Raw genomic sequence first — 12,495 nt, forward strand, 5'->3', positions numbered from 1 at the left:
CCTGCTCAGATTGGAGAGTTAAGTAACGGCTTCAGTACCATGATAAGGGCTGGGGGAACTTGTCAAGTGATTTTTATGTTGGCTGGCTACCTTATTTCAATATTGTTTTTTTCTAAATTACCACTAACTAGATTATACCTTAGTTCCACCCACTGTAATTGAATCGACTTTGAGTGTTGGTTGACCAACTCCAACAGGCACATTTTGTCCGTCTTTTGAACATGTACCAACACCGGGGTCCAACTTTAAGTCGTTGCCGACCATGGATACTTTTTTTAGCACTGTTGGACCGTCGCCAATTAATGTTGCTCCTTTGACTGGCTGTGTAACTTTGCCATTTTCTATTAAATAAGCTTCCGAAGATGAAAAAACGAATTTTCCTGACGTTATATCAACCTGCCCACCACTAAAATTTACTGCATACAGGCCTTTCTTTACGCTAGATATTATTTCTTCTGGCGTATGCTTCCCTGGCAACATATAGGTGTTTGTCATACGTGGCATGGTAACCTCTTTATAACTCTCCCTTCTACCATTACCAGTTGGATTTACACCCATGAGTTTAGCGTTCATATTATCATGCATATATCCTCTGAGAACTCCATCCTCTATCAATACATTATAACCAGGCGGAGTGCCTTCATCATCTATACTAATAGAACCACGTAAGTTAGGCAGAGTTCCATCATCAACCACTGTTATACTACTAGCTGCTACTTGTTTACCAATAGAATTTGAAAATGCCGAAACTCCTTTGCGGTTAAAGTCACCTTCAAGCCCATGGCCCACAGCTTCATGTAACAATATTCCCGGCCAGCCTGGACCTAGAACAACTGTCATTTCTCCAGCTGGAGCTGGAATTGCTTCAAGATTTGCTAATGCTTGTTCTAATGCTTGGTTTGCCACTTCTTTCCACTTTTTCTCAGAAATAAACTTACCATAAGAGTCCCTTCCCCCGTGTCCTGCAGAACCTCTCTCGGTGCGATCACCTTTTTCTACGATAACTAGCACATTAAAACTTACTAGAGGCCTGATGTCGCTTAACCTGTGATCACCTTTTATTATTTGTACAACCTGCCATTCCCCACTTAGAGTTATTTTTACTTGCTTCACGCAGTTATTTTTAGATCTTACATACTCATTAACCTCATTGAGTAGTTTAATTTTTGAATTCAGATTTATTTCATTTATGGGGTTAATTCTTGGATACAGGCCCTTTGTCCCCTCGTTTAAGTTTATTGAATTTGTTTTGTTTAAAGACACTGAACTTTTCACTATAGATGCAGCATTACTAATTTCCTTTTCGCTAATTTCAGAAGAGCGAACAAAGGACTTGCTATCCTCGCAAAAAGACCTTAAACCAAACCCCCTTCTGGTATTTAAATCCATGTGCTTTAATATGTTATCATCAAAAACCAGAGACTCTGACTGGCAAAACTCTAAAAATAGCTCACCACCATCACTATTGCTTAAAGCACTGTTGACTATTTTGTATATGTTATTAATATTAACATTGCTCTGAGCAAAAAATATTTGATCTAGATTTACATTATCTGTCATCACCTTTGAACTAAAAATTGTTTAAGTATATTATTTAATTCTAACATAGTAAACTATAAAAAGCCCGGGTGGCGGAATTGGTAGACGCGCTAGCTTCAGATGCTAGTAACTTTTCAAGTTGTGGAAGTTCAAATCTTCTCTCGGGCACTCTTAATTCTCATATTGCTTGTTGAATTAATTAATGCTATGACAAAATATGTTGAGTATATCTAAGTTCAAGAATAGTGAAAAAGAGAGGCTTGCTTATAGAAAGAAAGTACGGACTTGTTCCAAGCACTTAGCCACTACACTATCTACTACCTTTTTTATTGGCTACATAGTAGCATCAATCCTTAATATTTCTGTTTTAAGCCTGTATTGTTCTATTGTCGGCTCTATATTAAATGCACTCTCATTTGCCTTAGGCATATGGTCATTAACTGATTATTTCCGGCAACGGGATCTTAATAAGCGATTTGGTGTAGAAGACACTCTGGGACAAAAAAAACTAACAAAGATCTATCTTGATGTTATACATAGTGTCCTATTCTTAATAGGAGGAATTACGCCTATATTGCCTTTTGAACCTTCTATTATCCATTTTGTTTCTACTGTTTTTTTCATCTTAGGCTATGCTGCTATGGCAGCTAATATTATTCGGACTATGCTCAGCGAACCAAAGGTAGAAAAGTTGAACCAAGGAGAAGAAATCTCCAAGTAATATGATAGTTGGAATTTAATTGCCAAAATACTAATAAATTAATTTATTTAACTTATATAGGAATACTAGTTATTATATTAATAATTTAATAGCAAAAGAGGCCAATGTTATGACAGATTTTGCAAGTTTGTTCGATTATTATTCAGGATTTTTTGAAGATAATGCTTATTACGTGATATCTGAATATAATAGGGATAATCCAGGTATTACAGATCTTAGTACATATTGAGTAGAACGTGATGAACATGAGAATTTGGTGTTTAAAAGCCTATAATATACATGTTCCGACGGAAACATACATAAAGACATTGTTCTTGAACTCAAGTCTTTACAAGTAGAAGAAAGAATAGATGAAAGTGACAGTTGTTACGTAAATAACTATAAGGTAGATAATGGAACCCTATCTTTAGATGGAAGAGAAGTAGTATTTAATATAACTCTAATTGAAGGGAGTCATTCAAAAAAGTTCAACGTAATTAGCATCAAAAAAGTATAAGTTAGAAGCTTTGAATTTATGGTTAATAGGGGTACTTAGTACTCCTATTAATGCTAACACTACCTAGTAGCCGGAATATCACGAAATAAAAATTTTTATTCAGTAATTTGTTTATAAGGGTATTATTTCTACCTATAGTAAAACAGGTTAGAATGAAGTCTATCTTATTAACGAGGCTTTTATCAGATTCACTGGATACAAGGGGTGTGCTGAGAAAATGTGGGTACAAAGTATATATGGAACCGGTGTTCACAATAAAGTATTTACAGCCCGATATATCTGCATATGAATTTAATGCTATAATATCCACAAGTAAGAACAGTGTAAAAGCACTTAGTCGAATATGTAGGGCAGATAACTTTCCAATCATTACAGTTGGTAATTCAACTATGCAAACTGCAAAGGATTTAGGTTTCTCTGATATCGTATCAGCAGACAGTAATGTTGATGGGTTGATATCGTTTATAAAAAATCACTATTCAGTAGCAGTAAAGTTCCTGTATATAAGGGGACAAGAAGTATCATGTGACTTGAAAAAGAAATTATCTGAAGACGGTTTTAGCGTAAGAGAAGTTATACTCTACAAAACAATTATTAAAAGGAATCTAACTAACAGGTGCAAAAATTTGCTGTCAGGTGGTAAAGTCAATAGTGTTGCTTTTTTTTCTTCACAGACAGCAAGAATATTCTGTTCTTTAGTTCTAAAAAGTGGTCTAGCCCACGTAATGGGCAATGTAATTGCATATGCTATGAGTAAGAATATCGCTGACAATTTGAAGTCAATCAAATGGAAAAAAATTACAACATCAAGGTTACCTACTCAAGAGAGTTTAATCGATATAATTAATAAGGATTGTTGATGTTAAAAATTGCAACTTGGAATGTAAACTCTATACGCAAAAGGGTTGACCAGCTTTGCAGTTTCATAATCGATAGTCAAATAGATATAGTTTTGCTGCAAGAGATAAAAAGCACGGAAGAACAATTTCCTTATGCAGAAATAGAGAAGTTGGACTATAAATGCGTTGTATATGGGCAAGTTGCAAGAAATGGTGTTTGTGTCTTATCTAAATATCCGATACTAGAGACATTTAAAATTGACATTGTAGAAGGTCATCAAGAAGCGCGTTATATTGAGTGTGTAATAGAGCACAATAATCAGAAGATAAGAGTAGTGAGCATATATGTTCCAAATGGTCAAAGCCCTGATTCTCATGCATTTGAATATAAACTTAAGTTTTTTGACAACCTATATAAAAGAGCGAGCAATTTGCTAAAGAATGAGGAGTTAATCGTTATAGCTGGCGATTATAATGTTGCACCAGACGAAATTGACGTTTTTGATTCAAATCTACTGAACGGCCAGGTGTGTTTTCATATAAAAGAACGTGAGAAGTTAAAATCAATCTTGAATCTTGGGTTTAAAGACGCATTTAGAATATCACATCCAAATATACAACAGTTCACTTGGTGGCACTATCAAGGTAGCTCACTAAGAAACAATCGAGGAATGCGAATAGATCAGGTGCTGTTATCGCCACAAGCTGCCGACAGGTTAGAAACATGCTACATAGATGACAGATTACGCAAGCTGGAAAGCCCATCTGATCATATACCAGTTGTGTGTGTTATGGAGTAGTGGACAGTATGTTTAATAAAATTCCCTAAATCTACTTCTCATTCTTCAACCAACGTACTCCCATAAGGAGTGGAGAGTAAAGGTCTTTTTCTATAGATATCTTAATACTTTTTTCCTCTTCTGTGGTTGGCGGACGAGCAAGGAAGCGAACCTTTGGTGCATTTCTAATAATTGCCATTGGTGTTTGTTCTGCTCCTTCTCCCATAACTAAAACAGCAGATGTTGCCAGTGTGTCAAGAAGATTGACTTGTGTTACTTTAAGTGGCTCATTGTAAAGATCTGACTTACCTATATAAGAATAAAGCGGCTCAAACCCACACCAACCAAGAGCAATGCCTGTAACCCCGCGACGCATAGGTGTTACATTACTATCTGTAATCAAAATACCAAGATGTTTTATGCAGTATTTTGTCTTTAGATAGTTCCATATTGATAGAGCCGTTTTCTGAACATCTTTTGGATATAGAATATACATTTCACCACCATTTGATACATCAATACCAGCAGATGGAATTAAGACATTATCTTTGACTGTCAAACAGATACCGCAAGGGTTGTCTACATCAACAATTACATCAGCTTCCCTTTTAATTAGTTCTTCTTTAGAAGAAGCAGTTTTATGAACTACTTGTCTTTGACAAACGGAAATGATTTTTGATGTGATAGCAAGAACAACCTCCTCTCTCAGCAACTCTGAAACATAGCGATCAAGAATTTTCTCTATTGCTTCGCCGCATTCAATGCGGTGGGTGTAAATTTCTTCAATATGCATATCATTGCACTAAAAAGTTCCTCATAAAGGCCCTACAACCTATTACTCTAGCAGCATAATTTGCAATTAAGAGATTGAACGAATTTCACAACTTTTTCCTTCATCTTTGTTACGTGTTAGCTTACATATAGTATAATCTTTTGTCTTGGCAAGAATAGTTTTGTTCCATCCATCAAGAAGTATTAAGTTAAAATATACATCACCTTTATAAGGTTTGTGAATTTCGGTTATGATAAACTCTGAAATGAGATCATACTCCAAAAAAAGGTGTGCTGTTTGTGCTCCACCAATCATGAAGATTTGAGAATAATTCCAACTACTTTGGATTGATAGAAACTCTCGCATCGAAGAAACAATAGTGCATCTTATACCTCTATTAAAATAAGAACTTAGCTTGTTACTAGAAAAAACAACAGAGATACGATCTTTTAATATGTTTTGAGGTATAGTTTCAAATGTTCTCCTTCCCATAACAATAATTTCCCCATAAGTGATTTTACGGAAATGATCCAGGTCACCTGGATAATGCCATGGCAATCTATTATTGACTCCAACCACCCCGCTAGGATCAACAGCCATAATCCCTATGATCTTTTTAACCATCATTCCGTAAAGCAGCTTGAGCTACAAAAAATCGCATGTGATCACGCACATTATGCACTCGAAGAAAATCAACCTTGTTGTGTAATGCTGATGATATAGCAATTGTTTCTAAATCTCGGTTAAAGACAAATTCTGTGGAAAAAGAAGAAAGAAACGATTTTCTAGAATGACCCACTAAAATTTTGCAGCCAAAACTTTGTAACGCCTCTATATTGCGTAAAATCCAGATATTCTGGTATAGGGATTTTCCAAAACCAATACCAGGATCAATAATGATTGAGCTTTTATCAAAACCTAGAGCTAGTAGCCTGCTAATGTTCTTCTCTGTCCAATGATTTACGGTACTAACCGGATCAGTGCCACCTGGAATAATGCTGTCCCTATGTGGCGGTATGGAAAGCGAATGCATAATAACGATACTACACCCATTGCTAGCAATTGCTTTTAAGGTATTATCATCTAGATCTCCTTTAACATCGTTTACCCAGGTAATGTTATAGTGCTCTAAGACATTCAAAATAACATCTGGCCAGAAACTATCGATCCCGACCTTAATATCGCCAACTTTCATATGTTGATCGAGATTATCAAGCACTGGTTTTAAACGTGCATATTCTGCCTTTGGAGGCTGTATCGAAGATCCAGGCCTTGTTGATTGAGCACCAAATTCAATTATGCTTGCACCATCTGATACCAGTTGCAGTGCCTGCTTAGTAGCTTGGTTTACATCACAATAAAGGCCACCATCTGAAAATGAATCAGGAGTAATATTGACAATACCAACAAGTTTTGGTGAAAGCGTAAAACTCTTCAAAAAACAATCCTTAATGTTAGGGTTGTTATGAGCAACAGTACCGAATGTTTTGTTAATTATTGGAATACTAACCATGGGACTCAGCATTGCCATTAAGTGAAGTAAAAATGGTCTATTCATTAATTCTGGGTGAGGAATTTTAAGGTATGGTGTATCAAGCGTCAGATCATCCCATAACAAAATATCTAAATCAATAACACGGGGTGCCCATTTTTTATAGACCTGTGGACGGCCAATTTCACATTCAATTTGTTTGAGGTTTTTTAATAGCTTCTCAGGGGAAGCAAGATAACTTCCATATACAACCATGTTTAAAAATGGCTTATCCCACTCAATTGGAGTACCTCTGGGCAAAATAGCCTTAGTTTCTAGGATAATTGAGGACTTTAAATCTTTAAAATAGCGCTCCTTTAGTAGCTTGGCAGCTTTTTGTAAATGAAAAAAGCGATTCCCTGTATTTGAGCCAATAGAAATATAAATCATCAGTTATCTTCCTGTTCTTGCAGTGCACTACAATAGGTAAAGAAAACACCTCCATACACATTGGGAATTGATGGTGCAACTTTGTGAGTAGTTACTCTTATAGAAGAAATAATATGCTTTTTTTGCCTCAAAAGGCTATCAACAGTTGTGTATATATCATAAGTTAAATGCTCGATTAAATTGAATTGCTTGCTCTGAACTAGAGATTGAATATTCTGCACTACTTCCAGGTAGCAGATAGTGTCTTCAAGCCGGTCAGTTGTAAGCCCTAAAGGAGGAGATTTAAAGGTAAAATCAACATTAATACTCATTAATTGAGGATGAAACTTCTCCTCTGCACTATACCCTAAGTGAACCCAAAGCCGTAAATCCCGGATAAGAAGCTCGCACAATGGTTTTACATCTAACCCCATTTTCTTATTTTATAATTTATAAAACCTAACATGTTCCTGAAGCCCACCAAGCTACTTAAGAGAAGTTTTTTTCATTTTTACCGATATAGAACCTCTCAGCAATACACATATGTGCTTATGATTTCATCAAGAAAACCCCATAAGAGTTTTGCTCCTTTTTTAGCACCTTGCATAGCCTTGTCTTGTTTTTCCTCATTTAGGTCCGTAATAAGACTTGCACACCCCTGAGAATCCCATTCATCAGCATCCATGTAAACGGTGAAAAATTGGAGAGAATGCTTGTCATTTATTGAATAATGCTTTCTCAAGCCTTCAATTTTAGACCTAGACGCTTCTGGAGTTTGACGTTCGTAAGCGTGCAGGGCCCCGAGGCCTGCTGCAAAGCCTGATTGTACAATATCAAAGTAACCATCAGCTAATTCTTGCGTCTCTCTAAATCTGTGCATTTTCAAGATGATCAGATAGTGTGACCCAAGCCCTTCAGCGAAACGTTGCCATAATTCTGGATGATTCTTATCACCTTGTTCTTCTTCCATTAAATTACCAAGCAAAACTTGTCGCATTTTCAGATTTGGGCACAAAGAATGTATACCGCTGATATAAAGAGGAAGTACGGAAACATGGTGATAATATTCCTTACCATAAACTTGCAGGGCTTCAAGACTTAATTCTCCTTCATTCTATGATTGATAAAATTGATGCTTTAATAAATGCAAATCATCTACCTCTTTATTAAGTAATTGAACGGACTTTACAGTAACTCCTTAAGTTAACACAAAACCGTTCTAGTCTATTCATAGACTTGCCAGATGTCAAGAGACATTACAGCCTATATATGTCTAAGAAATTTAAGATTAGCAATACACAGAATATGTACTCTAAGTAATAAAAGCTAAGATTAATTCCAATAATTTTGCTACATCCTGAATCTTGCTTAAATTCATGACCATATAAATCCATCCAGATTATGTGTATCAGTATCATTATAACTTTCATCCAAAGTTCCGCAGTTGGCACTCCTCAAGGAAATTTGATGCTACCTTTTATATTTTCTATGATTTTATTTGGTGTTTCTTTTATTTCTTGTTTTATATCTTCTTTTAGTTTTCTCATTCGTGTCTTAATTAAATTTCCCATGAGCTCTATAGATTTTTTTGTTAGCTCTTTCATTATGTCCTGAGTTTCTACTGCAACCTCTTTTGCTATAGGTAATGCAATTTCTTTTGCAACGTACTTTCCTACTGGCAACGCAATTTCCTTTCAAACATACTTTCCAACCGGCAAGACAATTTTTGTAACATGTTCCCCTACTGACATAACGACTTTTTTTGCAACATAACTGCAAACAGGTATGACAAAGTTATCTGTTGTATTTTTTGCTAACTTCTTTACTGTACCTTTAGCGAGACCTACAATTTCTCCAAAAACGCCACCAAAACACATAATATTTTGGTAAATCATATCTTTGTCAGCAATTTCATAACTTTCTAGATCATTATACATCTCTATTTGTTGGTAAGGTAGTTCAGCGTGTTATATATGCATTAGTGTTTTCCAACTCTGTCAAATGAAGTAGATTGCATAATATTCTCACCATTATTATGGCTGTCTTAGCATAGTATAATTAATACCATATTAACTCCTTAAGATTTTTTAATTAAGCTAACAAAGAGACTAAATCCTACAGATTTATTAGCCTATTAAAGGTTTCTTTTCTTCCTTCAGGTGTCATTTTCTTCTCAACCTGATGCACATGGTTATTCTGACACTTCCAAATTTGTCATCTTATGCCACTGGTCTTCATCTAAAATTTCTACACCTAATTCCGCTGCTTTTTTATATTTTGATCCTGGATCTTCTCCTGCAATTAGGTAATCAGTTTTAGCGGAAAGATTTGAGCTGATTTTTGCTCCTAGAGCTTTTGCTCTTACTTTCGCCTCTTCTCTACTCATAATACGTAGCTTACCAGTAAACACTATAATTTTATTATTTAAAACAGAACCGCTAGAATTGGAGTTGGCAGGAAGAATGTGTAGACAAGCAGTAAGATCATTTAACATTTTGATGTTATGTTTTTTAGAAAAAAATGATTCCAAGGATTTAGCCACTTCTTTTCCTATGCCATCTATACCTAATAGCTCATCACCAAAAGATTTAGCAGTTTTTTCCCCTACATTACCTATATCTATTAGCTTAGTACCATCTGATGACAATCTAATCATCGAATTATACCATTCATTATAAGAGACATAATAATCTGCAAGCAATTTTGCTGCAACTTGGCCAATAAATCTAATACCTAAAGAAAATATAAACCTATCCAGATTTATTACCCTTCTACTTTGTATAGCATTTAATAGATTAGCTATTGACTTCTCCCCCCAATCCGGTTGTTCTGCCAGATTGAATTCATTCAATCTTTCCTCTAAGGTAAAAATATCTGGGATCTGCTTTACTAGACCAAGACCATAAAAAAACTTTATCTGCTTTTCACCAAGGCCAACGATGTCAAATGCATCTTTCGATGCAAAATGCTTTAGTTTTCCTACTATTTGAGCTTTGCAGGTAAATTCCTCAGAGCACCTTACTGCCGCTCTTTCAATCTTCACTTCACCACCACACTCAGGGCACACCTCAGGAAATACAAATTTAGGTACATCTGCATGACGAGAATCTTTGTCTACTCTAACAATTTGAGGAATCACGTCACCTGCCCTTTTAATTATTACAATATCCCCTTCTCTTATGTCCTTACGTTTTATTTCATCTTGGTTATGCAGGCTTGCCCTACCAACTAGCACTCCGCCAATATTGACTGGCGCTAAATCTGCAACTGGAGTTAAAACTCCTGTTCTACCCACCTGTACAAATATCTTATTTAGCTTTGTCTTTGCATAAACTGGGGAAAACTTGTATGCAAGTGCTGAGCGCGGTGCTTTGTGAGTACTTCCTAGACGATTTTGTAGCACCAAATCATTTACTTTATAGACTACCCCATCAATATCATAATCCAAGCTGTGGCGGCAATCATTGACCTCGTTATAGAACTTCAGCATTCCATACAAACTGCTCGTTAAGGACCGATGCTCATTCACGTAAAAACCAAGTGCCTCAAGCCTATTTAGTACTTCACTTTGACTTTTCTCCGCTCCACCGATCAAAGAATAAGTAAAATACTTCAATGGCCTGCCTGCTGTAACGTTCGCATCTAACTGCTTCAGAGAGCCAGCAGCTGCATTTCGAGGGTTAGCAAACTCATTGTTTTCGTTTAGCTTAAAAAAATCGCTGTTACTTAGGTATATCTCGCCTCTTACTTCTAAATTACCTTGCACACCTTGCAAAAACTTAGGAAAGCCTTTTATTGTTGCAACATTGTGAGTGACATCCTCTCCTACAAAACCGTCACCTCGAGTTGCAGCTCTAACAAATCTTCCATCCTCATAGATTGCAGAAAACGATAACCCATCAATTTTTGGCTCACATAATATCTCTATTTCATTTTCAATTAAAAACCTTTTTATTTTAGACAAAAATCTCTCTACACCTTGTTCATCATAAGCATTCTCAAGGGAAAGCATAGGTTCTTGATGTTTTGCCTTAGAAAATCTTTCATCAGGTGCAGCACCGACGCTATCTTGTGTTGCGTAAATTTCTGGAAGTTGTGCCTCTATTTCAACTACCTTTCGCTTCAGCTCATCATATTCAGCATCAGTAATTTCCGGCTTATTTTTTTGGTGATATAAGACATCATGATAACTGATTTGATTTCGCAACTTAGTAAGTTTTTCCATTATCCTTTCTAAATCAGTCATGTATAAATTATATCAATATAATGCCATATCAATTTTATCGTCAAGTCACGAATTTGCCTAGATTCAGTTTATGGTAGAGGTAAAATATTAGGAAATAGCAAAAAAAGCCGCAGATATTTAAAAGTAGGTGATGATTTGTGAGCAACAGATTTATTTGCAACCATTGACCAAAATTACTTATCATAGCTTTGGAACTATACAAAATTTCACATGATAATACTAATAACAAATGATGACGGTTTTGAAAGTGAAGGAATAAAATTACTCAAAGAGGTTGCACAAAGTTTTGCATCAGAAATATGGATAGTAGCACCAGATACTGATAGGAGTGGAGCAGCAAGATCTCTTGATTACCCAATAAAGCAATCTATTAGAGTAAATCAACATGGTAAAAAGGAGTTTAGCGTGTCTGGTACCCCTGCAGACTGTATCATTATTGCGTTAAATAAAGTTATGGATAAAAAGCCAAACTTAATATTATCTGGAGTAAATATTGGATCAAACGTTGGGGACGATGTTTGTTATTCAGGAACAATTGGTGCTGTAATGGAAGGTGCTGCAAGATCTATACCTTCTATTGCGTTAAGCCAGGTATATCATAACGGAATAAACTGGTACAACACTAAGGTTTTTGCACCACAGGTTATTGCCAAGCTAGTTGAAGTTAGTTGGCCCAAAAATGCAGCAATGAGTGTAAATTTCCCTGCCGCAGAAGAAGTAAAAGGAGTAGAATTTGCTGAGCAGGGCAAATATAGCATTGATGGAGATTTAACCTTTACTGAAAATTTAGATGGCTCTTTAAGTTTAAATTGGTCCCGAGAACACTCAGGCAGCGGTAGCGTAGGCAAAATTAAAGAAGGGTTTATTACTATCACACCAATAAAACTGGACTTTACAGATTATGATACACTGAATGCTATGAAAAATTCTTACGCAGATGAATTTTCTTCCATAGCTAAAAAAAACATTTGCAAATCTCTTATTAGTTGAATAACATGTGGCAGTTAGGCATAATAGCCTCCTGCTTCGCACCTTTTTTAGGTGCGAATAGAGGTCTTAAGTGGCAGTAGCTAGAAGTCAATCAATAGCGTCATTCAAGTAGCTAACACTGGCATAAAAATAGAGCTAAAACATTCCTTGACAAGTCTTACCAGTCCCCTTCTCATGATAGTGAAGCTATTATAACTTCCCAACCTGAGCAGA

General features: G+C 35.9%; 12 protein-coding genes, 1 tRNA gene and 1 pseudogene. 5 read left to right on the top strand and 9 right to left on the bottom strand.

Annotated features, from left to right (window positions below; translation table 11 throughout):
- Positions 1–132: 132 nt before the first annotated feature.
- Positions 133–1,560 (bottom strand): metalloprotease TldD, encoded by a 1,428-nt coding sequence (gene tldD / locus QUS22_RS05330; RefSeq protein ID WP_289513956.1) that lies wholly within the window; start codon positions 1,558–1,560, stop codon positions 133–135.
- Between the two features lie 62 nt (positions 1,561–1,622).
- On the opposite strand from tldD, the gene QUS22_RS05335 reads away from it, so the two are divergent.
- The 4 genes from QUS22_RS05335 to xth all read left to right on the top strand — a co-directional run bounded on the left by QUS22_RS05335 (position 1,623) and on the right by xth (position 4,395).
- Positions 1,623–1,707, top strand: a tRNA-Leu gene (locus QUS22_RS05335).
- A 49-nt stretch (positions 1,708–1,756) separates the two neighbouring features.
- Positions 1,757–2,260 (top strand): hypothetical protein, encoded by a 504-nt coding sequence (locus QUS22_RS05340; RefSeq protein WP_289513957.1) that lies wholly within the window; start codon positions 1,757–1,759, stop codon positions 2,258–2,260.
- 648 nt (positions 2,261–2,908) lie between these two features.
- The gene (locus QUS22_RS05345; protein ID WP_289513958.1) at positions 2,909–3,616 is read left to right on the top strand and encodes a uroporphyrinogen-III synthase; all 708 of its coding nucleotides are present in this window, start codon (positions 2,909–2,911) and stop codon (positions 3,614–3,616) included.
- Positions 3,616–4,395, top strand: coding sequence for an exodeoxyribonuclease III (gene xth, locus QUS22_RS05350; RefSeq protein ID WP_289513959.1), 780 nt, complete (start codon positions 3,616–3,618; stop codon positions 4,393–4,395). The genes QUS22_RS05345 and xth overlap by 1 nt, the downstream gene beginning before the upstream one ends.
- A gap of 31 nt (positions 4,396–4,426) precedes the next feature.
- Here the strand turns inward: xth and QUS22_RS05355 are convergent, their stop codons facing one another.
- From QUS22_RS05355 to ligA, 8 genes and pseudogenes are all read right to left on the bottom strand, one after another.
- On the bottom strand, positions 4,427–5,167 hold the full coding sequence (locus tag QUS22_RS05355) for a putative folate metabolism gamma-glutamate ligase (protein WP_289513960.1): 741 nt from the start codon (positions 5,165–5,167) through the stop codon (positions 4,427–4,429).
- A gap of 66 nt (positions 5,168–5,233) precedes the next feature.
- Positions 5,234–5,773 carry a dihydrofolate reductase gene (locus QUS22_RS05360; RefSeq protein ID WP_289513961.1) on the bottom strand — a complete coding sequence of 180 codons (540 nt, stop codon included), beginning with the start codon at positions 5,771–5,773 and terminating at the stop codon, positions 5,234–5,236.
- Complete coding sequence (gene folP / locus QUS22_RS05365) at positions 5,763–7,067, bottom strand: dihydropteroate synthase (RefSeq protein WP_289513962.1); 1,305 nt, start codon at positions 7,065–7,067, stop codon at positions 5,763–5,765. Before folP ends, QUS22_RS05360 begins: the two co-directional genes overlap by 11 nt.
- Positions 7,067–7,480 (bottom strand): dihydroneopterin aldolase, encoded by a 414-nt coding sequence (locus tag QUS22_RS05370; protein WP_289513963.1) that lies wholly within the window; start codon positions 7,478–7,480, stop codon positions 7,067–7,069. Before QUS22_RS05370 ends, folP begins: the two co-directional genes overlap by 1 nt.
- 95 nt (positions 7,481–7,575) lie before the next feature.
- Positions 7,576–8,196, bottom strand: a pseudogene (locus tag QUS22_RS05375) (CADD family putative folate metabolism protein).
- A gap of 304 nt (positions 8,197–8,500) precedes the next feature.
- Complete coding sequence (locus tag QUS22_RS05380) at positions 8,501–8,728, bottom strand: hypothetical protein (protein ID WP_289513964.1); 228 nt, start codon at positions 8,726–8,728, stop codon at positions 8,501–8,503.
- 12 nt (positions 8,729–8,740) lie between these two features.
- Positions 8,741–8,983, bottom strand: a complete 243-nt coding sequence (locus QUS22_RS05385) for a hypothetical protein (RefSeq protein ID WP_289513965.1) — start codon at positions 8,981–8,983, stop codon at positions 8,741–8,743.
- A 254-nt stretch (positions 8,984–9,237) separates the two neighbouring features.
- Positions 9,238–11,292: an NAD-dependent DNA ligase LigA gene (gene ligA / locus QUS22_RS05390; protein WP_289513966.1), complete on the bottom strand. Its 2,055-nt coding sequence runs from the start codon at positions 11,290–11,292 to the stop codon at positions 9,238–9,240.
- A 210-nt stretch (positions 11,293–11,502) separates the two neighbouring features.
- Here ligA and surE point away from each other — a divergent pair, with 210 nt between their 5' ends.
- Complete coding sequence (gene surE, locus QUS22_RS05395) at positions 11,503–12,282, top strand: 5'/3'-nucleotidase SurE (RefSeq protein WP_289513967.1); 780 nt, start codon at positions 11,503–11,505, stop codon at positions 12,280–12,282.
- The last annotated feature ends 213 nt before the right edge of the window (positions 12,283–12,495 follow it).

The organism is Wolbachia pipientis (assembly GCF_030373985.1).
Lineage (GTDB): Bacteria > Pseudomonadota > Alphaproteobacteria > Rickettsiales > Anaplasmataceae > Wolbachia > Wolbachia pipientis_D.

Coding starts and splice junctions, on each gene's coding strand:
- xth (WP_289513959.1), top strand. CDS start 3,616: ATGTTAAAAATTGCAACTTGGAATGTAAACTCTATACGCAAAAGGGTT.
- QUS22_RS05345 (WP_289513958.1), top strand. CDS start 2,909: ATGAAGTCTATCTTATTAACGAGGCTTTTATCAGATTCACTGGATACA.
- QUS22_RS05360 (WP_289513961.1), bottom strand. CDS start 5,773: ATGATGGTTAAAAAGATCATAGGGATTATGGCTGTTGATCCTAGCGGG.
- folP (WP_289513962.1), bottom strand. CDS start 7,067: ATGATTTATATTTCTATTGGCTCAAATACAGGGAATCGCTTTTTTCAT.
- ligA (WP_289513966.1), bottom strand. CDS start 11,292: ATGACTGATTTAGAAAGGATAATGGAAAAACTTACTAAGTTGCGAAAT.
- surE (WP_289513967.1), top strand. CDS start 11,503: ATGATAATACTAATAACAAATGATGACGGTTTTGAAAGTGAAGGAATA.
- QUS22_RS05385 (WP_289513965.1), bottom strand. CDS start 8,983: ATGTATAATGATCTAGAAAGTTATGAAATTGCTGACAAAGATATGATT.
- QUS22_RS05355 (WP_289513960.1), bottom strand. CDS start 5,167: ATGCATATTGAAGAAATTTACACCCACCGCATTGAATGCGGCGAAGCA.
- QUS22_RS05370 (WP_289513963.1), bottom strand. CDS start 7,480: ATGGGGTTAGATGTAAAACCATTGTGCGAGCTTCTTATCCGGGATTTA.
- tldD (WP_289513956.1), bottom strand. CDS start 1,560: ATGACAGATAATGTAAATCTAGATCAAATATTTTTTGCTCAGAGCAAT.
- QUS22_RS05340 (WP_289513957.1), top strand. CDS start 1,757: ATGTTGAGTATATCTAAGTTCAAGAATAGTGAAAAAGAGAGGCTTGCT.